This window comes from Chloracidobacterium sp. (assembly GCA_016720705.1).
Lineage (GTDB): Bacteria > Acidobacteriota > Blastocatellia > Pyrinomonadales > Pyrinomonadaceae > OLB17.
Genome location: JADKKB010000007.1, coordinates 1,857,362 through 1,881,511, shown reverse-complemented (window position 1 = coordinate 1,881,511; position 24,150 = coordinate 1,857,362). Strand labels below are relative to the sequence as shown.

Below are 24,150 nucleotides of genomic sequence, written 5' to 3'. Positions count from 1 at the left end.
GTGCCTGACCCGTCTTTCCTGATTCCCGAAACCATCGGTGTCGAATACCAACCTCGAATCGCAACATCGAAGGCCAGACCCATCTTCCGTTCGTCCGCACCGCAGTTAGCGGTTTGCATCCTTAAACCCCGCTGCGACAATCTTCGCAAACTTTCCAATTGGTTTTCCTTCAAACCAACTGTCCTTCGTCTCCCGGAATTTGTATAGCAACTTGTGCCGTTGCTGACCCTTGCCCACAAGAATAACCATTCCCTGCCCGAGACTCTTTTCTACTATCGCTGCGCTTCCGCTGAACCAAGGTTCATTAATCAATTCATTGCGAAAGATGATAACGCATTCGGCATTTTCCTCAGAAGCTAGGATCTGAAGGTTTAGACCCGTTTTCTCAAGCGCCCTAATGATCTGTTCTCGATATGACGTTTCGATACCGGTCTGTATGTAGATTTTCTTGATACCGCGAAGTTCGGAGAGGCTTCCATATTCGTAATCGTCTTTCGTTGAAACGCCCTTTGACGGTGCCGTGGGTGGTGCCGTGACGACGATGGGTGCATCCGGCATCCCTTTGAGTGCTAATGACCATTTACCAGAATCTGGGTCGAATTTGTAATCACCGCTAAATCTTCCGTCATTCAGAATTCCGGTTCCAGTAATTCCAGTCGTTTTACCAACGTATTCCATTTTCAAGACCCCACTGCCTATGGACGTAAACTTGGCCACGAACTCCTCCTGGTTAAGGACCTCACTACCTGTGAAGACAGCGTTAACCGTTGCGAGTTGGTCTTTGACCGAAATGGTGATCACAAGGGAGCCCGAGCTGGGAAAGTTTTCGCTTGCCCAATTACCGGAATACACACCGGCGAGACCGTTAATACTCTCATTTATAACCTTTGGTGTCGCGGTGACGTTGGTGGGAACGGCTTTTGGAAACTGTTTTAACGCAGTCGCGGCGACACTCGTACTAACAAGCGGATGTACATAATTTATAGGGATGGCGGCGTTAAGGTTTTGCCCTTCGACGCGTGCTGCAAATACTAACCCGATGACCTCGCCTTTTTCGTTAAGAACCGGGCAACCGCTACTCCCGTGTGTGACCGGCGTACTGATCTGCATGACTCGAAACCCCTCAGCCCATGAAAACATCTCATTGACTGGGCGTATAGAACTGATGAGGCCAGACGTTATCGATCCTTCCAAACCCAGAGGTGCCCCAACCGCATAAACAGTTGACCCTACCTTCACTTGGTCAGAGTCCGCCATTGTGAGTGCCGGCAAGTTCATACCCCTGATTTGTATGATGGCAATGTCTTTACGCTCGTCGGTTTGTAGGATTGAAACATCGTCATACACATCCCCACTAGAGAGCTTTACTCGGCAGGTGTAAGCATTGCCAACGACATGAAAATTTGTGGCTATGACGCCATCCGCGCGTAGGATAACCCCACTTCCTTGGACGAATTTGCCTTCTGCGTTTCCACAGAATACGACGACCACAGACTTTGCGGACCGTTCGAAGATCGCACTTGCATCGAGTTTCGAATCCCGTGTCTGCGGGAACGTTGAGAAATAGCCGAATAGAAGCAGACTCGCCAAAAGGTGAATTTTCATAAACAAAAGGTAGCGCCAAAGTATCGTCTTCGCAACAATCGCCCGCTTGACCGAAATAACTATTCGGGAAACGTCGCTATCGTCTGTCTTCGTTTAACGGGTAGTTTTCGGAATACTTCGTCATTAGCCGCTCGGCCGCCTCATGCTAATATGCGTCAGGAGAAATCGGGATCAAACTTGCAAATGTGCGATTCTCTATTTACATTCATACGATTCGATCGTGTGAGCGATAAGTATTACCGTTTCGATGCAGAGATTCGCGTCACGACCTCGATACATTGATCTTTCATCAAACTTCTCCTGACCTTGTCCGTCTCCCTCGATGCGATCGAGCGAAAGGGCGATGTATTTTGGCCGGTCGCCGGTCGTGCGGTTTTGCGAAGCACCGATCGCGTCATTTTGTACCTGTTGCCGGTCGGTGTCAATGGATCTGTTCGGCGGCCTCAATGAACGATCAAAGCATTAGTGCCGCGAACGCGGGCATCAGCACAAAGCGACGGGTGATGCCGACGGCGAACCCGTGGTGCTGATTTCAGAATCCTCAAACTCCCCTCCTTACCAAGGAGGGGTGGCAGCGGCTTCCGCTGACGGGGTGGTTCTCACGCTCGAATAAAATATCTAGAGAAAAACTTGACCGTGCCCCTAACCCGACGATTCATCCTCATCCCGACTTCGTCCGCGTTTATAGATCCTAGTCGGTGCCGCCGCTCCAGATCTGAAATTATCGCGGATCATATCGGCGACCCAATCACGGTCCTGAAATACGCGTTCGTTCTCAAACCGGAGTAATCGAATGCCTTTGGATTCGAGATACGCACACCTTTCGCGATCATATGCGGCACCCTCACCGGAATAATGGCGAGCCCCGTCGAGCGCTATCGCGAGTTTCTCGGACGGGCAGTAAAAATCAAGAATGTAATTTCCGACGCTGTGTTGGCGGCGAAACTTGCGCCCCTCAAACTGCGAATTCCTGATCATCTTCCATAGCGAAGCTTCGGCTGGCGTGAGGTCGTTGCGAAGTTCGTTGCGGAACTCAGCAAGGCGTGGCAGATTGTTTATGTCACCCTTTCGTCGATCGTATGGCATATGAACTTTGCCCGAACGTTGTTTCGATGCCCGTGCAAGAGAGAACCACCCCGTCATCCCGATAAAAGACATCGGGATGCCACCCCTCCTTCGTAAGGAGGGGAGTTTGTTAAATTGTATATCTAAAAAAGAAGATATCTGCAATTCCGATCGAGCATTAAAGCCTCAAAAACAACTCCCCTCCTTGGTAAGGAGGGGTGGCAGCGGCCGTCTTTTGGCCGCTGACGGGGTGGTTCTCTCACGATAATAAAGATTCACCGTGCGCTAGACCTAGGGCGTCAACTAGGCTGAATTCGTGCCCGACGCCTGAGAACCACTCCGTCATCCCGATAAAAAGCATCGGGTTGCCACCTCTCCTTGGTAAGGAGAGGAGTTTTTCGGATCTCAACGGTCTTTACGTCGATTTGCGTTGCATCTATGCGACGTTGCTGTATCACTGCAATTTATGATACAATTTTACTAACCAACGGATCTTTGAAAACTAGAGACTGATGCAACAAACACAGGTGTTACGGCGTTTCCAAGCACATTTTGTGAACCCGAGGGGATGGAAATTAATTAGGGACACTTTTCGCTCGTAAAGTACAGTAAACACACGGCTTAGCGTCACGAAATGTGTAAGCTGACTGTATCAAATTAAATTGACCTAATTTGGGACACTCGCTGCGGGTAAAGCGATCGGGGTCGTCTAAGCTGTCAGTACGCACTTTGCCGCAGAATGCATCTGCTGTCAGACCGTGCTTGGTTGAATTAGAAGTGTTACGCGGTGCGGTATTTTACGAGTGTGATGCGGGTGCCGTCGTCGGATTGTTCGATACGGACTTCGTCCATAAGGCCTTTCATCAGTTTGAGGCCCCATCCGCGGCGGCCTTGGTCGGGCACTATTTCGGGAGCGACCTTGTCAGCGAGTCGCAGGCCGCGATTGGCGATGGTGATCGCAAGTTTGTCGCTATCTGCCGTTATTCGCTGATAGATGCGGCGGTCGGGGCTTAGGGAATGTTCGGTTGCGTTGATGCACGCCTCGACGAGAGCGGTCTTGATCTGCCGGACGGCCTTAGCGGAAAATCCGGCCCGCTTGGCGATCTCCTCGACAGCGTGGGCGGCGATCATCTCGGTATTGTCGCCCATCGGGATCACCAACTCGAATTCGTCGCCTCGCCCGGTGTCGGCTGACGATGCCTTATTACCAAGCCGATCAGAGAGCATCTCGGCCTGGCGACGAGATGACCCAAAGGCATTTCGTTCGCTCAACACCTCGCGAGCCTCGGGCGAAAACCCCTCGGGAGCGATGAGCCAGATCTTGTATTTGAGAAAGTTGCACGACAGTGCCGCCATTTCGAGACGATCAAGCCAAAACTCGGTGTGGTCGCGGGCGGCCTCGAGCTTTGATTCGATCTCGGCGGCGATCCAGACGGTGTCTTCGCGGTAGTTGGTCTCCTCAAAGCCGAGGGCGATCACCGATCTCTCGTCGTCAATCAACTCAGAAATATGCGGGTAGAATGCCGCTGTATTTGCCGTGTAAACGATGTGCGGCAGCTTGAACATCTCGGAGCTTTCGGCCACGGCAGTGTCAGAATCCTTGTCGGACAATCCTTTGACGCGCTCGTCGAATATGGCGTAGTCGATCAACTCGGCAGGTATATCCTGACAGTCAAATTGTGCCAGCAGCGATCGCAGCCCGAAAGCAGCATTTCGCCTGTAAGCTCTCGCCATCACGGCCGGAGCCCGTTTGACGAATTCGGCCAGAGCCTCGCCGACCACTTGCGCACGCGATTCGCCGGCATCAAGCCGCGCAACACCGCGAATGTGGTCAGAAAGCGGCATATTTTCGGGCTCGGCATAAATGTATCCGGACCGCAGGCTGATATACTCCAGAGCGTTCAGACGGTTGATCGCCGCACGAAACTCCGGCCCCGCGACCCCGAGACGCCTGCGCCAATTTGTGAGCGTCGTCTTGCGGCCGTCTGAGGCAAGCGTTTCAGCCAGAAGCCTTGCGGTGTTACACATTGAGCTTTCCGGTACGGCCGCCTCGAGCCCGGCATCGATGCCGCGGCCGATCCGGCCGCCAAATATCTCGTCGCAGTACAGGCTCTCGACCGCTTTGAAACTCAAAAAGTCCTCTCCGCACTCGGCCGCCGAGGCAAATAGCCTGGCTGTGTATCGCGGGTTGCCGTTTAGTTGCTCGGCGATCAGATCGCAAGTCTCATCGTTGATCTCGACACCATATCGCTCGGCAGTCGCGGCGACCATTTGCGAGGCCGCACCATTCTGAAAATCGTCGATCCGCATCACGGCCCCTTTGCCCCGGCCGAACATCATCCGCCGGGCACCTGCAAATGCGTATGTCGTCGCCGAGCCTTCGTAAATGTCGCTGATCTCGCCCAAGAAGTTAGCGCCGTCGGCCATAAACTGAGTCAGGTGAAGGTCATCGACCATCAAAAACATCCTGACACCCTGGGCCAACGCCCTCAGCGGTGTGCTCAGGAGCATCCGAATATACGAGGGTTCGTCGGCCGCGTCAGAGTCAGCGTAGTAAGCCTCGACCAGACGGTCAACCCAATACGCGTCCTCGGGAGCGGCGAGCTCGGCAAGCTCGCGCATCCCGGGTGAAGCCTCGATTATCGAAGGATCGCTGCGGCGAAAAGCCACTGTCTGTTTCAAAATGTCGTGGGCAAACCGCCTTGCGGCCTCGAGCGGGCCTTTGTCCGAAGTTCGCACGGCAAAATAGATGGGTATCACGTCGCCCTGCTCTCCAAACAGCCGGTCAAAAGCCTGTCGTAAAAGCTCAGTCGTACCTGCTCCGGGTGTCGCGAGCAGGTCGATGCCCGACGCCGTTTTGGAACGCGCGCGCTCGATGATACGGCTCAGTTCATCGTCGCGCCCGACAAAATGAGCGGCGGCCAGATCTGCCAAAATTCTGTTGTGCGGATTATCGTTCATCTAGCCGGATCCGACCGTTTCCTCGAGTTCGTCATATATCTGCACGATGTTGCGGCCGGCGTGCTTTGCGGCGTAGAGAGCCTTGTCGGCGGCAAGTACGATGCCGTCGGTCGTACATAATTCGTCAGTACACGTCGCCACGCCGACGCTGACGGTCACCCTCCGGCAAGGGAAATCGGCCGCCGCGATATTGGCTCTGATACGTTCGGCGATCATTGCCGCCTCGGGGCGGGGCGTCTGAGGCAAAAGGACCGCAAACTCCTCACCGCCAAACCGCGCCGCGACATCCGCTCCGCGTAGTGTATCGCGGACGACAGCGGCCACGATCCGCAATGCCTCGTCGCCCGCCGGATGGCCAAATTCGTCGTTGTACGACTTAAAATGATCGACATCGAGCATTATAAAACTCATCGGATAGCCGTGACGGTTCGATCGCTTGACCTCCTCCATCAGACGCTCCTCGATGTATCGGCGGTTGAGCAGTCCGGTCAGCTGATCGGTCACCGAAAGCTGTTCGAATTCGCCCGCACGCTCCTTTAATACAGCTCGGTCGATCGCCACTGCGATCTGGGGCGAGAGTTCGTGCAAAAGGTCTAGATCCTCACGTCCAAAAGGTTCGCCGGTCGCCTTGTCAGTAAAATTGATCACCGCGATATTGCGGCCGCCTATCGTGACCGGAGCACTCATAAACGACGATGTTTTGTAACCGCGTCCCGGATCTGCGGGCGGCAAACCGGAGCGTTTGACATCAGTTACGGCCGTCGGCTCACCACGTTCGAGCACGAATCGCGCAACTCGTTTCCCTGGATTTTCGTCGCTTGCGAGGTCCACGCTGCCTCCGATCGACGCTTTGATCTCGAGCTCGCCCGTGACCGGATCTACGACAAGCAGAGACCCGCGTTCTGCCTGCATCAACTCAGCCGCTACCTGCGTCAAATGCAGCCAGAAATCTTCCGAATCAGCGTGCTTAAGCCCCTCGCCAAATCGTCGAACGGCCGTCGCAAGAGCTTCTCTCCGCGAAACCTCGTTGCGTAGCCTCAAGACTTCGATCTGCGGCCCGATCGATCGGCATAACCGTGCTAACTGACGCCGGACAGCGTCATCACTGATCTCGTCGAGCACAGCCAGAGCCGAGGGCACCTCGATACCGACCGGCACCGGAAACAGGCACATACTGCGTCGCCTTTTATCGCCGCTCTTTGACCGTTCGCCGAGCTCGATCGGCAATTCGTCGCGCACCGCATCGGCCAAACGCCGATCGTCGGAGCGAATGCCGAGTTTCAGCTTTCTGCCGTGCAATTCACCATTTGCGGCAATACTGATCAGCCGTTCGTCTCGGCGGTCAAGCCACGCCAACGAATCCAGACCGTACTCACGGCCCAAAAATTCGATGATCGCCTCACAAGCCGAAATATAGTCTTTGCTCTGCAAACCGGAAAAGAATGAGCGCCACTCGCTAGCTGTTGCCCGCGGTCTAACGGGTTGCTCGGCGTGAGTAGCAAACACATTTGACGGTTCGTCCGGCAAAGGCGGCAATTCTAAGATCGTTTCCGACTCGGTCAACTGATCTTTGTTTTCGGGGATATCGCGCTCGGCCGGCACAAGCTCAATATCGGCAGACGCCTTTTCAAGTTTTTCGAGCGCCTTTTCAAGCGAATCTCTGCCGTCGGTCAGGTGAATGCTTTCAAATAACTCATCAACCGGCAGTTCCGCCCAGTCGCCCGAACTCGCCTTCTCGGTCATCTTTCGATAGCTTTCTGCAGTGCTGAAACTGCGCCCGACGATGGCCGCCACCGGCTTGCCGTCGAGCATAAACGCATCGACCCTGCATTCGAGTCCCGCGTGACACGTAAACGTCACCGGTCCACCGACTTCCAGCGATTCTTCGAGTGCGGTGCCGCAAAATGCCGCGCATTCGCGACAGTATTTGGCTTCCGGATTTAGTATTCGGCAGATCGAATTGTTGTTCGATACTGACAGCTCGACGTTTTGTCGATTCGCAACCGCGATCGCCAGGCCGCATTCGTCCGCGATCTGATCGAGCTTTGCTGCCTCCGGTATTTCTTTCTGCAAACTCATCGAAATACAAAATTGCTTGTCTGACCCAAGCGATACCGTCGACATCGGATCAGCCTGTCTGCAATTTATTATGTACCCACACAAACGGTTAATAGGATGTCTATTTCACGAAACTTTGGAAATTTGAAATTTCGAAATTCTAAGTGGTGATTATTAGTAGGTAAGGTAGCAAATCGCCCAGCGGCGAGTGACTCAAAACTGAAACCAATCAGTCGGCTGCTTAGGTTGCGAGATAGTTATTTTCGTTTCAGCCTTGAAGAGCGGAGACCGCATTTGGATCGCCGATTCAGCCATCAGGCGGGCGAGGTGTGGGTCATTGGCTCGCTGCGAAAGATGGGCGAGGACGATGTAGCGAGCACTGCCGTCAAACTCGTTCTGCAGCCATTCGGCGAGGTCTTCGTTTGAAAGGTGTCCGGTGCGCGACATTATCCGCTGTTTCAGGTCCCAGGTGTAAACTGAGCAAGCCCGGAGCATATCGCGGCTGTGGTTTGATTCGACGACGATCGCGTCACAACCCTTTAGCTTCTCTTTGACAAGGTCAGTGATGTGGCCAAAATCCATCAGCGTCGCCACGCGGACACCGTCCTTGCGGGCGACGAAGCCAAAATTGTCAGCCGCATCGTGCGGCACGCTAAAAGGTTCGAAATCAATATCACCGATACGAAAATCGCGTGTCGATTCGATCTCAACGGTCTTGTTATTGAGGGCGGCCTTTCGCTTAGATGATTCGCTATCGCCATTCTGCCCGCCGGCCCGAGTATCGTAATACGCATCCTCTGTTGCCTTTGACATAAATACAGGGCAATTGACCGACGCCATCAGTACGCGCAGGCCGCCGGCGTGGTCGCCGTGTTCGTGAGTGATCAGCACACCGTCGAGACTGTCGTGGCTGACGCCGACCTCGGCCAGCCGGCGCAATATCTCACGCGAGCTCATTCCGGCATCGACGAGGACGTTGGTCTTGTCGCTTGAGATCAAAACGGCGTTTCCGGTCGATCCGCTGCCGAGCACGGTAAATCTCATTTATCTCCCTGATATTTCGGCCGGAGGGCCTTCGACATCGCTCTCGACGATATAACGTGCGGGACGTGGCCGCCGAGAAACGCACCGACCTTGTTTGCAAAGCCCGATACGACCTTTGCACGGCTGCCCTTTATTGCCTTTAAGGCAGTTTCAACGACGTCCTCGGGCGTCTGTTGCCCCTTGACCTGAATCGGCCGGTCGATATTTGACGCGGCAAAGAAATCGGTCTTGGTCGAGCCCGGACAGAGAGCGAGAATGCGGATGCCGAGTGGACGATTCTCTTCGGCGATAGCCTCTGTAAATGACGACACAAATGCCTTGGTCGCCGCATAAGTCGCCATAAACGGTATCGGCTGAAATGCGGCGGCTGACGAAACATTAATGATCGTGCCACGCTTTCGCCCACGCATTGGCCCCAGATAGCGGTGCGTGAGCGCCACCAGTGATCGAATATTAAGATCGATCATTTCGACCTCACGTTCTCCGTCGAGCTTGGCAAAATCACCGGCCGACCCGAATCCCGCGTTGTTGATCAGCCAATCAATCTCGAAATCATGCTTTACAGTTTCTGTCCACAGTTCATCGACAGCATCGGGTTTGGTCAGATCGAGAACGACGTAGTGAGCCATAATCTTGTGCTTGAGCATCAACTCGTCACAGAGCTCGTGGAGGTCGTTTTCAGAGCGCGCGACGAGAACGAGGTTGTGGTGCTCGGCAGCCAACCGCCGGGCAAATGCTTCGCCGATACCGCTTGACGCACCGGTGATAAGGGTTACCTTCATAGCTCCTTTTCAAACTCCTGCTCGGCCGGTTGGAGCGAGAAATAGACTGCCATTGCACCGGCAGCGATGATCGTGATCGCACCCACAAATCGTATGACCTTAACAATGCCCTTGGTCGAGTCGAGCAAACCGAAATGCGAAAGCATATAATTCCAGTCGTGAAAGCTGCCCTCGCTGCCGGTAAAGCCGCTGGTCAGCACAAGCTGCATAACGACCGCGTCCGAGGCGTACACCCAGACGTTCAAGATGCTCTGACCGACCCACAGCATCACGATCGACGCCGAGTAGTAACTCCGTTGCCAGATGAAATAGCCGACAAATACGATCGGAAATATCACCTGAAATAGTGAGCCGCCGGCGACCATCATAAACTCGCCAAACGGGCGAAATAACAGATGTCCTGTCTCGTGGATCGGCAGATCGACATTGTCCAAAAAGCTGCCCTGCATCGGGTCGTAAGCGATCCACAGCACGTAGAGCGATGCTAAGATGGCGAATATCAGCTTTGGAATATTTGGCTTCATTTGCGTTGGCTACATCAGTTTGATGACCGTCTCGTCGTGCTTCGGCCGCATAAACTCTTCGCGCGTGATCGCGTAGAAGACTACATCCATATTGTAATGAAAGCCGGACTTTTCATAGTGCATCCCGCATTTTTCCATAATCCCCCACGAACCTTTGTTGTCGGGGTGTGCGACGGCGACTATCCGCTCAAGACCGGCGACCTCAAACCCATATTTGAGCCAGGCCATCGCACATTCATAACCGAAACCTTGCCGCCAGAATTTTTCCGACAGGTTGTATCCGATCTCGATCTCGCCCGAGTCTTCGAGCGGGACGAGTCCACTGGTACCGATGCGTTCGCCGGTACTCTTGAGCGTCATAGCGCAAAACCCAAAACCAAGTCGCTCGTAGCAATCAAGATAGAACTCTAGCCTTTTAGTCAGTGCTTCGAGATTTTGCATCGTCGGGCCGCCAAGATAGCGGTTGACTGCGTCCGGCGAGCGCATTTCCACCAGCCAAGACAGGTCGTCCGGCGTAAGGCGGTCGATAATCAGTCGCTCAGTTTCGATCATATGCTTAAATTTACGGTGACAAACGCGAACGCTGCCAGACACTATCTACTAATTCGTAGCAAATTCGATCGTGCAATCGGCTTGGGCGGCCCTGCCAAAATTCGATCCGATCCGGGATCAGCCGAAATCCCCCCCAATGCTCCGGCCTGGGAACGTGTCCGGTCGGGTGTAGTGCAACGATCTTTAGGACGCGCTTGACCAAAACACTCCGTGAAGCGATTTTTTCACTTTGACGCGAAGCCCACGCACCGATCCGACTGTCGAATGGCCGCGAAGCGAAGTACTCATCCGACTCTTTGGCCGATGCAAGTTCGACCTTGCCCGAGATGTCTATCTGACGTTCAAGTTCGGGCCAGAAGAAATGCATCGCCGCGTATGGATTTTCCGCAAGGTCCCGTCCCTTACGGCTCTTGTAGTTGGTGTAAAAGACAAAACCAGACTGGTCAAAACCCTTCAGCAGCACCACTCGGGACGATGGTCGGCCTTCGCCCGATGCGGTGCCAAGCGTCATTGCCGTTGGTTCCGGAACGTCAGCACCGAGAGCCTCGTTCATCCACTTGCCGAACTGCTGAAACGGATCCGCAGACACCGACCGTTCTGTCAGTTCCATCTTTGAATACGTTTTGCGAAGGTCGGCTAGATTGGTGTCGATCATATAATTCAGATCAAGTGCACGAGCAGGCCATCCTTAAGTTTTGGTTCGAACCAAGTCGATTTTGGCGGCATTATTTCACCCATATCCGAAACGGCAAAAAGGTCGTCCATCGTGGTCGGATACATTGAAAACGCGACGGTCGATTCACCACTGTCAACCATTCTTTCGAGCTCGGCGGTACCGCGTCGCCCGCCGACAAAGCCGATCCGTTCGTCGGTCCGGACATCTTTAATGCCGAGTATCGGCTCCAGCACGTACTTTTGCAAAATGCTGACATCAAGCCGCTCGATCGCGTCCGGCTCACGGACAAACTGGACATTAAATCGCAATGAGTACCATTTTCCGCTCAGATACATACATATTTCGCCACGTTCAGAAGGTTCTTTACGGTCGGCCCCACTGACGATAAAGCTCTCGTTGAGCCGTTCGAAAAATTCGTTTTCCGTCAGGCCATTGAGGTCGGTCACCACACGGTTGTACGCCATAATGGCGAGATCATCAGCCGGAAACATACCCGCGAAAACGTAATTATATGGTTCGTCGCCCTTGAAATCAGGATGACGCTCCCGCATTTTCGTCCGTGTCAAAAAGGCACTCTCGGCGCGATGATGGCCGTCGGCGACGTACAGTTCCGGAACTTCGGCAAAGGCGTCGATCCACGGTTCGGTTTCCGTTATACGCCACACCGTATGCCGAATACCGTCGCTGCCTTCAAAATCGTAAAGCGGCGTTTCGGCGACTGCTGCGGCAAAAAGTCGTGCCGTTGTATCGGTGCCGCGAAATGCGAGAAAGATCAGTCCCGTCTGAGCTCCGACGGTCAAGATATGAGCGGTTCGGTCCTCGACCTTATCCGGGCGCACTTTTTCGTGCTTTTTTATCAGGCCACTCTCGTATTCGTCTATCGAACAGCACGCAACGATACCGGTCTGGGACTGTCCGCCCATCGTGAGGCGATAAACGTAGATCGCCGGTTCCGGATCGACTGCGTAAACGCCATCTGTGATAAGCGTTTCGAGGTTTTGCCGGGCACGTAAGAAAAGCTCTTCTGAATTAGGTTGTTCGCCTGCCGGAAAGTCGCCATCCGGCCGGGTCACCCGCAAAAACGTATGCGGATTGCGGGCCGCCTCATCGCGAACCTCAGATTCGTATACAACGTCATACGGTGCACTCGAAACGGTTGCCGCAAGCTCAGCACGTGGCCGCAGAGCATTGAATGGTTTGATCTTTGACACTAAATTCTCCTATTTCGGGGTTGCCGGCGGCGGCGCGAGGTCATCGATGCCGTCGCCTCCATTGTTGATCATTTGGTCGATCTTTTTATTGTTTTCCTCGACATCCTGCATCAACTGGTCAGCATATCCGGCCTTATCGATCTTCCACACGCCGTCTTCGCGTACGAATGGTACGGTCTCCCAAGAGCCATAAGCATTTTTGACCTGTAGCGTTGCCTTTTCGCCATCGATCTTTTCGTTGCGAAACTCGACCGACTTTTGATTTTCGCTGAATAGTGTTTCACGCTTAACGATGTCGTCGACTGTCAGACCCTGAGCCTTGGCCTCTTTCTCGTGCATCTTGATCGTTGCATTCGAAAGGAGAATCTTCATCGTCGTCGTATCTTTTTGTTTGATAGCCTTTGTGTAGGTTTTGAATGTCTCAAGCGGGGATGCAGGTTGCTTGTCACCGCCGCACGAGACTGCCGCTATCACTATCGAAAATATTATGATCCTTGACCAAAATCGCATCTTAAATATACCTTTGATTACAGTCTCAAAAACGTCAATTATAGCGTAATTCAAGGATTCGGAGAAAATGATGGAACGAAAATTACTAACAAAAGACGAGACCACCGTAGCGCTGGAGCAATTGAACGGTTGGCAAGTCGAAGGTGTTTCGCTAAAGCGAAGATTTAAGTTTGTGGATTTCGCCGAAGCTCTCGGATTTGTAAACCGAGTCGGTATCCTCGCTGAGGAACTCGACCATCATCCCGACACGACGTTTGGCTGGGGGTATGCCGAGATACTTACCACGACCCACGACCGAGGCGGGATCACGCAGTTTGATACGGAACTCGCTGCTCGTATCGACGCGATCGCGGACTGAATAGACTATTGACAGGTCGTCAAGATCGGTTTGCCCAGCGATACCGTCGCATCGGTAAATGAATTATTCATCGCGTCGAATGGCTGCACGATATCGGCTGTACCGTAGAAGCAAGTGCCTTCACGCTGAAACAGAAACACGCCGGTGACCTTTCGATACTGTCGAACGCTGATCGACTGATCGCTGTATTCCAACCAATTATCAGCGGCAAAATAGATCCTCGATGGCACGATCCCGGCCTCAGCCAACTTCGTCGCGAACGATGCTCGGGCGAGTGAATCGTCCAATTTCCCCTGAATCGGCAATATCCTTTCGTCTAAAGAATCACGCAGAATCATCGAATGATAACCAGGCAACATTGCGGGATACTTGGATATTCCCTTGGAAAAGTCACAAGCAAAGCCGATCTTTGCCAGATAGTCGTTAGCGGCACGAGGAAAGCCAGCGTTACGCGAGATCCGTAATTCATTGGACCAAAGACCTGGCCGAGCGGCCGAAATATTCTTGATAAAGATCTCGAGAGCGTTATTGTTGCCCGCCTTACCGGGGGCAAGGCTCATCTTAAGCTCGGTTATCTTAAGCTCGTCCTTGCGAAACTCGATGATCTGATGACTCTTTGCAGTCACATCACCCTGCGGACCGTATTCCGCGAAGAGCAGGTACCGCTCAGTGCCGTCAGAGTTGCGCATCGTGTAAACCCAGTCACCTAACTTTCCATTAAACTTGAAGTAGAGCCAAAGTGGATCGCCGTCGGCGATGCGCGTCACGTTAAACGGCTTTGCGGTAGCAAAATCTTTGTATTCCAGTTTGGTTAGTACCAGTTGAACGTCAACGTTCATTACTGAGGGTTTGATGACAGGCTGTGTCACCTTAGGTTCGCCCTCGAGCCGCCGCTTTTCGTCTTCAACACGGCGAACATCTTCGCCTTTTTGCTGAGTGCGTTCCTCGACAGTACGCATTTGCGGAAACTGCGCCGATGCCGTCACGGTACAAGCCACTGCTAATAAATAGATAGCGAACAGTTTTTTCACAATAAATTCTCCACGCAACGGCCGGCAAAAAGTTTCACAATTGTCATATCCGCCAGATTGCCGATCCAATCATCTTTGGATGCCACGCACGTCAAATGGATGTCAATTACATAGGTATATACACGAATTTCCGCGAGATACATCTTAGATCGTCGGCACTTTGGACCGCGTACACTCAGTAATGTATTGCCGAATCTGGCTTTAGCTCATTAGATTTCGTCCACGATCGCGTTCAGTGTGCCGGAAGATCGCATCGCTGCATAAGCCTTTTCCGGGTTTGGGTGATAGTAGCCGCCGACATCTTGCGATCTGCCCTGTGCAGCGATCAATTCTTCATTGATCGTTTCCTCATTTTCCTTCAAAGACTTGGCAACAGGGCCAAATTTCTCCGAAATTTCCGTATCGTCTGTCTGATTTGCTAAGGCTTCCGCCCAATACATTGCCAAATAGAAATGCGAACCGCGATTATCAATTTGCCCGACCTTGCGTGCCGGTGATTTGTCGGTTGCCAAAAACTTCGCGTTTGCTTGGTCTAGAGCGTCTGCCAAAATTTGAGCCTTTTTGTTATTTTGAGTTTGAGCCAAATGTTCCAAACTCGCTTGCAGAGCTAAAAATTCGCCCAGGGAATCCCAACGCAAATAGCCCTCGTGAAGGAATTGCTCGATGTGTTTCGGGGCACTGCCGCCGGCGCCGGTTTCAAACAAACCGCCGCCGTTCATCAACGGAACGATCGAAAGCATTTTTGCCGAAGTTCCAAGTTCCAGGATCGGGAACATATCGGTTAGATAATCCCGCAAAACGTTTCCGGAAACCGAAATAGTGTCTTTGCCCTCTCTGGCACGTTTCAGCGTTTCGATCATTGCATCTTTCACATCCATAATTTGGATGTCGAGACCGGTCAGATCATACTCTTTCAGATATTTTGTAACCTTCCGTATGATCTGTGCGTCGTGTGCTCTATCTTTATCAAGCCAGAAAATGGCAGGCGTGTCCGAAAGTTTTGCTCTGGTAACTGCTAATTTCACCCAGTCCTTGATCGCAGCATCTTTGGCCTGACACATCCGAAAAATATCGCCTTGTCCGACGCTTTGCTCGAGCAGTACGTTTCTGTTTTCGTCCTCAACTTTCACGGTCCCCTCTTCGGTCACCTGGAAAGTCTTATCGTGCGAACCGTATTCTTCGGCCTTTTGTGCCATCAATCCGACATTAGGGACCGAGCCGAAAGTTCTCGGATCGATGGCCCCGTTTTTCTTCATATCCTGAATTATCGCATCGTAGAAGCCGGCGTAGGTTCGGTCGGGAATAATGCATACGGTGTCTTCTTCATTGCCGTCCTTATTCCACATTTTTCCGCCGCCGCGGACAAGCGCCGCCATCGAAGCATCGACGATCACATCCGACGAAACGTGGAAATTGGTAATTCCTTTGTCCGAATTTACCATTGCGAGTCTCGGTCCGCTTTCTATTGCGTTTGCAATGTCAGCTTTGATCTCAGCTTCTTGCGGATGCCCGACAATTTTTTCGTTCAGCGTAGCTAGTCCGAAGTTTGGATTTATGTCTAGCGATGCAAAGGTATCTTTATATTTATCAAAAACATCTTTGAAATACGTTTCGACGATCACTCCGAAAATGATCGGATCCGAGATCTTCATCATCGTGGCTTTCAAATGTGCGGAAAGCAGGACATCCTTCTCTTTCGCTTCAGCTATCGCCTGCTCGACAAAGGATCTCAACGCAGAAAGACTCATCACCGAGGAATCAATTACCTCGCCCGCTTTTAACGGAGCGTAATCTTTCAAAACCTTTTCGGCGCCATCACTCGAGTAGAAGACAATTCTGAATTTTCCTTCGTTTTCGACTGTCGTTGAGTTTTCAGTGCCGTAGAAATCGCCCGAATTCATATGTGCAACGGAAGTTTTAGAATCCGATGCCCAAACGCCCATTCTATGCGGGTTTGCTTTGGCATAATTCTTCACGGCCTTCGGAGCACGTCGGTCGGCATTTCCTTCTCGAAGTACAGGATTTACCGCACTCCCCAAGGCTTTCGCGTAACTCTTGTTGATGGCTTTTTCTTCATCAGTTTTAGGTTCGGCAGGATAGTTTGGTAATGCAAAGCCCTGTTGCCGGAGTTCGGCGATGGCTTCTTCCAACTGCGGAACAGAGGCGGAAATATTTGGCAATTTTATGATATTGGCTTCCGGTTTTGTCGCCAATTCGCCCAATTCCGCGAGTGCATCAGGGGTTTTTTGATCATCTCTTAAATATTCGGGAAAATTCGCTAAAATCCTACCCGCAAGCGAAATATCGGGAACTTCGATCTCAATATCTGCAGATCCGGTAAATGCTTTTACGATCGGTAAAAACGAATGCGTCGCCAACATCGGGGCTTCATCGGTTAAAGTGTAGTAGATTTTTGACATTTTATTTCGTGTACCTAGTTTAAGATTATCATAGCTATTAAAATAATTTTGAACACCAATTAACAGTCCGGGTTCAATGCACAAAATCAGACATCGACAATCATTAATATTCGCGATCCGTGTCAACTTTGACTTAGGCCATAGATTCACGATCGCCAAATGTCTCCGTTTTGTTGCAAAAGGGGGCGAAGTTAATGACCTCGTACACACAGATCGCTCCCCGGACAACGTTTTTTCAACCTGTGAAATGTGATAAGACGCACAGTTTTTTCATTGGATACGCGATACACTTGTTTATTGCATCGTTTTCGTCTTAGGAGAATTGACCCGTGTCTATTCAAAACCCATACAGCAAGCCAGTTGAAGGTGTTTTGTCCGAGCTTACCGCTACGCTCGATGGCCTCGACGAAGCCGAGGCCGCAGATCGACTGTTGCGGTTTGGGACAAACGAACTGGCCGAAAAAGCCCCGCCTTCGCCGTGGGTCCTCTTAGCCCGACAGTTTCGGGATTTTATGATCCTGATCCTCATTGCTGCCGCGATCATTTCCGGGGTGATGGGTGACCTGACCGACACAGTGATAATCATTGTGATCGTCATTTTGAACGCAATCATTGGCTTGGCACAGGAATATCGTGCGGAAAAAGCTCTAGGTGCTCTAAAGAAAATGACGGTTACAATGACCCAGGTCATTCGAGACGGAAGGCATCATGTCATATCGGCCGTTGGCATTGTTCCTGGGGACATAGTGGTCCTGGAAGCTGGAAATATTGTTCCGGCCGATATACGCCTGTTCGAAACATTCTCCTTCCGTGTTGATGAGTCCACTTTAACAGGCGAGTCGGTGCCCGTCGACAAGACAAGCGACACACTTGATAGTTCGGATGCAACTATCGGCGACCAGTTAAATATGGCGTTCAAGGGAACGCTGGTTACCCACGGCCGGGCAAACGGCATCGTGACCTCAACGGGAATGGACACCGAGATCGGCAGGATCGCCGGATTGCTGCACGAAGACGAAGCACCGACGCCACTGCAATTGCGAATGGCTCGGTTCGGTAAAAATCTCTCATATCTCATCCTCCTAATATGCGCCATCTTGTTTCTCACCGGAGTTCTCCGTGGCGAAGAGCCGTTTCAGATCCTGCTGGTGTCGGTTAGCCTGGCCGTGGCCGCTATTCCTGAGGCACTACCGGCATTGATCACCATCGCCCTTTCTCGTGGGGCATCTCGGCTAGCCAGACAGCACGCACTCATACGCAAACTTCCGGCGGTAGAAACACTTGGTTCCGTCACCTATATCTGTAGCGACAAAACCGGGACGCTGACGCAGAACCGTATGCGGACAGCCGAAGTTTACGATCACTCCAAGGTTGACGGCGACAATATTTCGATGTTCTGGCTCGGGCTCGCACTTAATAACAACGTCGAATTTAACGAGCTCAACGAACCCTTTGGTGAACCGACCGAAATTGCTTTGGTCGAAAGAGCCGTGGAGGAAATGTCCATCGATCGATACTTTGAGGTAATTGGCCAGCACGAACGGACCGGCGAGATCTCGTTCGACTCAGATCGCAAATGTATGACCACCGTCCACCATTTGGACGACGGCTATTTGATCGTGACAAAGGGTGCGAGCGAGGCGATCGCAGATTGTCTAAATGACAATGCCGAAGCAAGTTTGGTTAGAAGCATCTCTGAAAATTGGGCAAATCACGGGATGCGGGTTTTGGCATATGCATATAAGAAGCTTGAGGCTCTGCCCGAACCATATACGTGCGAACTGGTCGAGCGTGATCTGTGCCTTTCGGGCCTAGCCGGACTGATCGACCCTGCGAGGATCGAAGTTCGCGATGCCATCGATGAATGCCGGACAGCCGGCATCACGCCGGTAATGATCACCGGCGACCACCCGTTGACCGCAAAAGCGATTGCCCGTGAGATCGGTATCCTCGATGAGCACGGCCTGGTCTTGACCGGACCTGAGATCACGCAACTTAGTGACGAGGCTTTTTATGCGCAAGTTGAACGTACCGCAGTTTATGCCCGTGTGTCGCCCGATCAGAAACTCAGGATAGTCCGTGCATTACAGCATAAAGGCCATTTTGCTGCGATGACCGGCGACGGCGTGAACGATGCACCGTCACTCCGGGCGGCGAATATCGGCATCGCAATGGGTATTAACGGCACCGACGTCAGTAAAGAAGCCGCCGATATGATACTGCTTGACGATAATTTTGCGACGATCGTTAAAGCGGTTAAGGAAGGCCGGAGGATCTTTGACAATATCCGCAAATTCGTCAAATACATTATGACGTGCAACGGCGCCGAGATATTGACGATCTTTCTCCCGCCGCTGTTTGGGATGCCGATACCACTTTTGCCGGTGCATCTATTGTGGATAAATCTGGTTACCGATGGTTTGCCGGCGCTGGCACTAGCGGGTGAAAGTGCGGAAAAGGACGTGATGAAGCGGCCCCCGAGGTCACCGGGCGAAAGCCTGTTCTCCGACGGGGTCGGATATCATATTGTCTGGGTCGGACTTCTGATGGCGGCCGTAACGATCGTGACGCAAGCAGTCGCGATAGGCCGTGGGTGGGAGAATTGGCAGACGATGGTCTTCACCGTCCTATCCGTGTCGCAGTTGGGCCACGTTTTGGCCGTGCGAAGCGACCGTACGTTTTTATTTCGTCAGGGTATCTTTACCAACCTACCTTTGATAACTGCCGTTTTGGCAACGCTCGGGTTGCAGCTTGCGGTCATCTATCTTCCATTTATGAATCGGATCCTGAAAACTCAACCACTAACGCTCGCCGAACTCGGTTTCTGCTTAGCGATGTCGGCGATCGTATTTCACGCCGTCGAGTTTGAGAAATGGATCAAGCTTAGAAATTTTCGAAAGTAAGTCGTAAACATTCGACCGTGCGAACCACTTTCGTCTCCAACGTCTTTGATATGTTCACCAAGTCTGATAAAACGATGGAATATGAAAAGAGTCGCGTTTTCTCTGCTGGTCTTGTTTGTGTTCTCTTTTGGCTTTGCGGTTCAGGCTCAGGAAAAAAAGCTGAACATTCTTTACTCTAACGATCTCCATGCACATCTCGAACCTCACATAGAACCGTGGATCAGCAAAACGCGGCCAGTCGGAGGATTCGCCAATATCGCAACGATCGTAAAGCGCGAAAAGGCATCTAATTCGCACACGGTCTATTTTGACGCCGGCGATTTTTTTACGGGTCCATACATCAGCACCCTTACAAAGGGCGAAGCAATCATCGATGCGATGAACTATCTTGGGCTCGACGCGGCCTGCGTTGGCAACCACGAGTTTGACCACAACTGGCAGAATGCACAGGCTCAGTTTGCCAAGGCTAAGTTTCCGATCCTTAACGGCAATATCTTTGTCGCCGAAACTGGAAAACTCGTTTGGAACAATCCCTATATCATTAAGAAGGTCAACGGCATCCGTATCGGTATTATTGGCCTGCACGAGAGGTTTGCTTTCTACGATACGACATCCGATGAGATGATCCGCGGCATCGATACTCGCGATGAAAAGGAATATCTTCGAAAATACGTTGCCGAACTGAACGGCAAGGCGGATATCGTTGTTCTTCTGATACATTTGGGCATTCCCGGCACCCAATCGACCACAGGCGAGGCTGATGTCGTGCGAAACCACAAGGCCGACATTGAGCTCGCCAAGAGCGTGCCCGGCATTGACGTTATGATCACCGGCCATCCGCACAGTGGCATTCGCGAGCCGATCATCTCAAATGGCACCATCATCGTTTCCACGGATGCCTACTCGATTGAACTCGGAAAGCTCGAACTGGTCTATGACAAAAAGCTCGATAAGATAAAATCGTACAAAAATCATCTCGATTACCTATTTGACGACGAAGTTCCCGATGACCCCACTATGGTCGCGGTTATTGCAAAATGGAAAGAAAAGCTTAAAGTGATCACCGATGAAAAGGTGACCACGGTAACGGCGACGATGACGCGTTCGTACGGCGAGGAATCCACACTCGGCGATATGGTCGCCGATGCGATGCTGGCAACCTACCCTGAATTCGACTTTGCGGTTACGAATAGCGGAGGACTTCGACAGGATATCGAAGCAGGCTCCGTAAAGGTTGGCGATCTCATCTCGACCTTTCCATTTCCAAATACCATCGTTCAACTTGAAATGAAAGGTAGCGATATGCGTGCGATATTCGAGCACGGTGCCGGCCTTACCAACGGCATACTGCAGGTGTCCAAGGGTGTCGAGGTGGTTTACGATGAGAGTGAACCGGTAGGTAGTCGCATAATCATCTGTAAGGTCAATGGTGTTCCGCTGGATGACAACCGAACATACAAGATGCTCACCTCAAACTTCTTGGCCGATGGAGGCGACGGCTTTCTAATGTTTAAGAAGACAGGTAAATACAAAAATACCGGTGTCGAGATGGTCCAATCGATGATCACATACTTAAAAACATTCAAAACTTATTCGCCGAAACTTGAGGGTCGGGTGCGCAAGGTTTGAGGGTGGATAAATAATCAATTAAAACAAAAATTCGTTCGATAATTGTGGGCGACGCCGATTGGCTTCGTCCTTTTTCATTTATTTGCTAAATTCAGGACGTAATGCCAAACACAAACCCTCAACCGTTAGTCTCGATCATTATGGGCAGTAAGTCAGATTGGCCGACGATGGAGATCGCATCGCTGACGCTAAGCGAATTTGGTGTTGAGCACGAGAGTAAGGTCGTGTCGGCCCACCGAACGCCGGATCTGCTGTTTGAGTTTGCAAAGACTGCGGAGTCGCGAGGTATTGAGGTCATAATCGCCGGTGCCGGCGGTGCGGCACATCTGCCGGGGATGTGTGCATCCCAAACCGTGCTTCCAGTACTCGGGGTGCCGGTCGAGAGCAAGGCTTTGAAGGGTCTCGACTCGCTGCTGTCCATTGTGCAAATGCCTGCCGGCATTCCGGTAGCCACACTCGCGATAGGTCAGGCGGGAGCCAAGAACGCGGCGCTACTGGCGATCGCGATCCTAGCCAATTCACGTCCTTTATTGAGAGAAAAGCTTCATAAATTCCGCTCCTCTCAGACCGATAATGTCTTAAACGATTCCGTCGGATAGCATTAGCTCAGGTTCACCGTGTTAAAACTTGTTGACACCGATGGCAAAAATAGACTTAAATCTATTTAGGAGTGCCCATCTCTCCATTCGTCAGTACGGGCAGTAAACAGATGAAGGGTGTTCAATGCGGTCAGTGCGGCCTGAGTAATTTCAGGTCTCAAATATTCTGTAAACGTTGTGGGTTTCGGATCGGTGAGTATATGTTATCGAGTTCGAAATCCAAGGGTGCTGTCCACGCAGTGCCCAAAGGTCCGCGTCAAGCGGCGAAACAATCGTCCTGGATCTATACGATGCTGTTTATCGCCGTCATCGGCGGGGCGGCATATTACTTATATTCGGGATTTTTGAGTTCCTTTGACGAAGTCAATCAAAAAGATCCGTCCCAGACCAATGGTTTGACGCCACGGCCTCAACCGACGCTTACATCGCGAAGCGATTCAGATCAAAAGCGATTGCAGCCCTTTAAGAACGCGATCCATAATAGTCAGGGATTGGCCGAATCAGAGAAACGGCTAGCCGAAACACGAAAGCTGATGCAACCCGCCCGGTAATGTAGATCGCGAATTCAAATCGAAACTAAATTAGGTTAATCTAACGGTTCAGCATCTTTGGCGGATGAGGAATTCGTGATAAAACCAACTCTTCCTAACTCAACTATCGGGGTTTTTGGCAGCGGGCAACTCGGGCGGATGTTCGCAATTGAGGCGCGCAAGCTCGGCTATCGGGTTCATACTTACTCGCCGGACAGTGACACGCCTACGGGCCAGATCGCCGATATCGAAACACAAGGTTCATACGACGACCTTTATGAAATAAGGGTGTTTGCCCAAAGCGTCGATGTTGTGACCTTTGAGTTTGAAAATGTACCGTCCGCCGCAGTCGAAGCCGCCGCCGAATTTGTCGACGTATTTCCGCGTGGTGAGGTATTGCACATCACTCAGAATCGACTCCGTGAAAAAAACTTTTTGGCCTCCAAAGGCTTCCCGATCACAGCATTTCGCCATATCAAGGCCCTTGATGATCTGCAAAATGCCGTCGTAGAGTTGGGCACGCCATGCGTCTTGAAAACTGCTGGATTCGGATATGACGGCAAAGGACAGAGCAAGATAAGTTCCGCCGCAGATATTACGGCTGCATTTGAATTACTGGGCGGTCGCGATGCGGTGCTCGAGGCATTTGTAGATTTTGAAAAAGAATTATCGGTCGTCTGCGCCCGCGATCAACGGGGCACTTTTGCCCACTTTGGCGTTATCGAAAATGAGCACGCCAATCATATTCTAGATGTTTCATTCGCACCGGCCGTCGTGGATTCGACTACGTTTGAGCGAGCAATCGAAATTACTCGAAACATCGCTGATACGATGGGATATGTCGGTACGCTCTGCGTCGAATTCTTTTTGACGCGCGACGGTCTTCTCTTGGTCAATGAACTGGCCCCGCGCCCGCATAACTCGGGACACCTGACGTTTGACGCCTGTGTAACTTCGCAATTTGAGCAGCAGTTACGGGCAGTATGCGGATTGCCACTTGGGTCGACCGATTTTTACCGGCCGGCCGCAATGGCAAATGTACTCGGCAATGTTTGGGAAAACGGCGAACCCGATTGGGCAACTGCGCTCAATAACCCTGCTGTTAAATTACACCTCTACGGTAAGGGTGAGCCAAGGCCCGGACGAAAGATGGGTCACATAACGTCGCTATCAGAAAATGCGGCCGGTGCGATACGATCCGTTCGACACGCCCGCGAATCCCTAAAACCTGCGAGCTAGTGTTGCTCCGCCGACCACTCCTACAAAGCCAACGACCACACTCAGCGACATATATACAAATGCCGTGGTGAATTCGCGTTCGCGGACGAGCCCGAATATTTCCATTTCGAAGGTCGAGAAAGTGGTGAGCGCTCCGAGAAAGCCGACAATGATCGCCATTCTGAGATTGTCATTGACATCGATCTTATCCGTCAGGAGAACTAGTAGAAATCCGATAAGAAACGACCCCGTAATATTTATTAGAAAGGTCGGAAACGGAAATTTGGCAAATAGATTTGCGACGGGCGAGATATTTATGAGGTAACGAACCACAGCACCGGACGCACCACCGATAGCCACTGCAATTAACTTGATTACAAACTCCATCTTGTCATCTGTACCGCTTTACCGATCGATGTGATTGCGATTATACATTTTTCGGGCGAGCTAATCATTTGCCCCGATGGTGGCTAG

General features: G+C 51.8%; 21 protein-coding genes. 6 read left to right on the top strand and 15 right to left on the bottom strand.

Features of this window, described 5'->3' with window-relative positions; all coding sequences use genetic code 11:
- Positions 1-105: 105 nt before the first annotated feature.
- From IPQ00_15600 to IPQ00_15545, 12 genes are all read right to left on the bottom strand, one after another.
- The gene (locus IPQ00_15600; GenBank protein ID MBL0241988.1) at positions 106-1,605 is read right to left on the bottom strand and encodes a trypsin-like peptidase domain-containing protein; all 1,500 of its coding nucleotides are present in this window, start codon (positions 1,603-1,605) and stop codon (positions 106-108) included.
- A gap of 195 nt (positions 1,606-1,800) precedes the next feature.
- On the bottom strand, positions 1,801-2,052 hold the full coding sequence (locus IPQ00_15595; protein MBL0241987.1) for a hypothetical protein: 252 nt from the start codon (positions 2,050-2,052) through the stop codon (positions 1,801-1,803).
- A gap of 195 nt (positions 2,053-2,247) precedes the next feature.
- Positions 2,248-2,691 (bottom strand): DUF559 domain-containing protein, encoded by a 444-nt coding sequence (locus IPQ00_15590; protein ID MBL0241986.1) that lies wholly within the window; start codon positions 2,689-2,691, stop codon positions 2,248-2,250.
- A 759-nt stretch (positions 2,692-3,450) separates the two neighbouring features.
- Positions 3,451-5,631, bottom strand: a complete 2,181-nt coding sequence (locus IPQ00_15585; protein MBL0241985.1) for an ATP-binding protein — start codon at positions 5,629-5,631, stop codon at positions 3,451-3,453.
- Positions 5,632-7,755 (bottom strand): diguanylate cyclase, encoded by a 2,124-nt coding sequence (locus tag IPQ00_15580; GenBank protein ID MBL0241984.1) that lies wholly within the window; start codon positions 7,753-7,755, stop codon positions 5,632-5,634.
- Between the two features lie 147 nt (positions 7,756-7,902).
- Positions 7,903-8,733, bottom strand: coding sequence for an MBL fold metallo-hydrolase (locus tag IPQ00_15575; GenBank protein MBL0241983.1), 831 nt, complete (start codon positions 8,731-8,733; stop codon positions 7,903-7,905).
- Positions 8,730-9,515, bottom strand: a complete 786-nt coding sequence (locus IPQ00_15570) for an SDR family oxidoreductase (protein ID MBL0241982.1) — start codon at positions 9,513-9,515, stop codon at positions 8,730-8,732. The genes IPQ00_15575 and IPQ00_15570 overlap by 4 nt, the downstream gene beginning before the upstream one ends.
- On the bottom strand, positions 9,512-10,039 hold the full coding sequence (locus tag IPQ00_15565) for a hypothetical protein (protein MBL0241981.1): 528 nt from the start codon (positions 10,037-10,039) through the stop codon (positions 9,512-9,514). The genes IPQ00_15570 and IPQ00_15565 overlap by 4 nt, the downstream gene beginning before the upstream one ends.
- Before the next feature lie 9 nt (positions 10,040-10,048).
- Positions 10,049-10,591, bottom strand: a complete 543-nt coding sequence (locus IPQ00_15560; protein MBL0241980.1) for a GNAT family N-acetyltransferase — start codon at positions 10,589-10,591, stop codon at positions 10,049-10,051.
- A 10-nt stretch (positions 10,592-10,601) separates the two neighbouring features.
- Complete coding sequence (pdxH, locus tag IPQ00_15555) at positions 10,602-11,246, bottom strand: pyridoxamine 5'-phosphate oxidase (GenBank protein ID MBL0241979.1); 645 nt, start codon at positions 11,244-11,246, stop codon at positions 10,602-10,604.
- 5 nt (positions 11,247-11,251) lie between these two features.
- Positions 11,252-12,478: a DUF1015 domain-containing protein gene (locus tag IPQ00_15550; protein ID MBL0241978.1), complete on the bottom strand. Its 1,227-nt coding sequence runs from the start codon at positions 12,476-12,478 to the stop codon at positions 11,252-11,254.
- A 9-nt stretch (positions 12,479-12,487) separates the two neighbouring features.
- Positions 12,488-12,988, bottom strand: coding sequence for a hypothetical protein (locus IPQ00_15545; GenBank protein ID MBL0241977.1), 501 nt, complete (start codon positions 12,986-12,988; stop codon positions 12,488-12,490).
- A 70-nt stretch (positions 12,989-13,058) separates the two neighbouring features.
- Here IPQ00_15545 and IPQ00_15540 point away from each other — a divergent pair, with 70 nt between their 5' ends.
- Positions 13,059-13,346, top strand: a complete 288-nt coding sequence (locus IPQ00_15540; GenBank protein ID MBL0241976.1) for a 4a-hydroxytetrahydrobiopterin dehydratase — start codon at positions 13,059-13,061, stop codon at positions 13,344-13,346.
- Between the two features lie 5 nt (positions 13,347-13,351).
- Here the strand turns inward: IPQ00_15540 and IPQ00_15535 are convergent, their stop codons facing one another.
- Together IPQ00_15535 and IPQ00_15530 are read right to left on the bottom strand one after the other, a co-directional pair.
- Positions 13,352-14,377: a hypothetical protein gene (locus tag IPQ00_15535; protein MBL0241975.1), complete on the bottom strand. Its 1,026-nt coding sequence runs from the start codon at positions 14,375-14,377 to the stop codon at positions 13,352-13,354.
- 209 nt (positions 14,378-14,586) lie between these two features.
- Positions 14,587-16,797, bottom strand: coding sequence for an NADP-dependent isocitrate dehydrogenase (locus tag IPQ00_15530; protein MBL0241974.1), 2,211 nt, complete (start codon positions 16,795-16,797; stop codon positions 14,587-14,589).
- 335 nt (positions 16,798-17,132) lie between these two features.
- Between IPQ00_15530 and IPQ00_15525 the strand changes: the two genes are divergently transcribed.
- The 5 genes from IPQ00_15525 (at position 17,133) to IPQ00_15505 (ending at position 23,697) form a co-directional block, all read left to right on the top strand.
- A complete protein-coding gene (locus tag IPQ00_15525; GenBank protein MBL0241973.1) occupies positions 17,133-19,700 on the top strand; it encodes a cation-translocating P-type ATPase in 2,568 nt (855 codons plus the stop codon).
- A gap of 81 nt (positions 19,701-19,781) precedes the next feature.
- Entirely contained in the window at positions 19,782-21,329 is a 1,548-nt protein-coding gene (locus IPQ00_15520) for a bifunctional metallophosphatase/5'-nucleotidase (GenBank protein MBL0241972.1), read from the top strand.
- A 101-nt stretch (positions 21,330-21,430) separates the two neighbouring features.
- A complete protein-coding gene (gene purE, locus IPQ00_15515; GenBank protein MBL0241971.1) occupies positions 21,431-21,928 on the top strand; it encodes a 5-(carboxyamino)imidazole ribonucleotide mutase in 498 nt (165 codons plus the stop codon).
- Between the two features lie 200 nt (positions 21,929-22,128).
- Complete coding sequence (locus IPQ00_15510) at positions 22,129-22,479, top strand: hypothetical protein (protein MBL0241970.1); 351 nt, start codon at positions 22,129-22,131, stop codon at positions 22,477-22,479.
- Between the two features lie 75 nt (positions 22,480-22,554).
- Entirely contained in the window at positions 22,555-23,697 is a 1,143-nt protein-coding gene (locus IPQ00_15505) for a 5-(carboxyamino)imidazole ribonucleotide synthase (protein ID MBL0241969.1), read from the top strand.
- Here the strand turns inward: IPQ00_15505 and crcB are convergent.
- Positions 23,680-24,063, bottom strand: coding sequence for a fluoride efflux transporter CrcB (gene crcB / locus IPQ00_15500; protein ID MBL0241968.1), 384 nt, complete (start codon positions 24,061-24,063; stop codon positions 23,680-23,682). The genes IPQ00_15505 and crcB overlap by 18 nt on opposite strands.
- Positions 24,064-24,150: the final 87 nt, after the last annotated feature.

What these genes read in the sequence shown, in the direction of transcription:
- purE (MBL0241971.1), top strand. Translation starts at nt 21,431, where the DNA reads ATGCCAAACACAAACCCTCAACCGTTAGTCTCGATCATTATGGGCAGT.
- IPQ00_15590 (MBL0241986.1), bottom strand. Translation starts at nt 2,691, where the DNA reads ATGCCATACGATCGACGAAAGGGTGACATAAACAATCTGCCACGCCTT.
- pdxH (MBL0241979.1), bottom strand. Translation starts at nt 11,246, where the DNA reads ATGATCGACACCAATCTAGCCGACCTTCGCAAAACGTATTCAAAGATG.
- IPQ00_15510 (MBL0241970.1), top strand. Translation starts at nt 22,129, where the DNA reads ATGTTATCGAGTTCGAAATCCAAGGGTGCTGTCCACGCAGTGCCCAAA.
- IPQ00_15575 (MBL0241983.1), bottom strand. Translation starts at nt 8,733, where the DNA reads ATGAGATTTACCGTGCTCGGCAGCGGATCGACCGGAAACGCCGTTTTG.
- IPQ00_15530 (MBL0241974.1), bottom strand. Translation starts at nt 16,797, where the DNA reads ATGTCAAAAATCTACTACACTTTAACCGATGAAGCCCCGATGTTGGCG.
- IPQ00_15585 (MBL0241985.1), bottom strand. Translation starts at nt 5,631, where the DNA reads ATGAACGATAATCCGCACAACAGAATTTTGGCAGATCTGGCCGCCGCT.
- IPQ00_15570 (MBL0241982.1), bottom strand. Translation starts at nt 9,515, where the DNA reads ATGAAGGTAACCCTTATCACCGGTGCGTCAAGCGGTATCGGCGAAGCA.
- IPQ00_15560 (MBL0241980.1), bottom strand. Translation starts at nt 10,591, where the DNA reads ATGATCGAAACTGAGCGACTGATTATCGACCGCCTTACGCCGGACGAC.
- IPQ00_15545 (MBL0241977.1), bottom strand. Translation starts at nt 12,988, where the DNA reads ATGCGATTTTGGTCAAGGATCATAATATTTTCGATAGTGATAGCGGCA.
- IPQ00_15580 (MBL0241984.1), bottom strand. Translation starts at nt 7,755, where the DNA reads ATGTCGACGGTATCGCTTGGGTCAGACAAGCAATTTTGTATTTCGATG.
- IPQ00_15540 (MBL0241976.1), top strand. Translation starts at nt 13,059, where the DNA reads ATGGAACGAAAATTACTAACAAAAGACGAGACCACCGTAGCGCTGGAG.
- IPQ00_15600 (MBL0241988.1), bottom strand. Translation starts at nt 1,605, where the DNA reads ATGAAAATTCACCTTTTGGCGAGTCTGCTTCTATTCGGCTATTTCTCA.
- crcB (MBL0241968.1), bottom strand. Translation starts at nt 24,063, where the DNA reads ATGGAGTTTGTAATCAAGTTAATTGCAGTGGCTATCGGTGGTGCGTCC.
- IPQ00_15520 (MBL0241972.1), top strand. Translation starts at nt 19,782, where the DNA reads ATGAAAAGAGTCGCGTTTTCTCTGCTGGTCTTGTTTGTGTTCTCTTTT.
- IPQ00_15565 (MBL0241981.1), bottom strand. Translation starts at nt 10,039, where the DNA reads ATGAAGCCAAATATTCCAAAGCTGATATTCGCCATCTTAGCATCGCTC.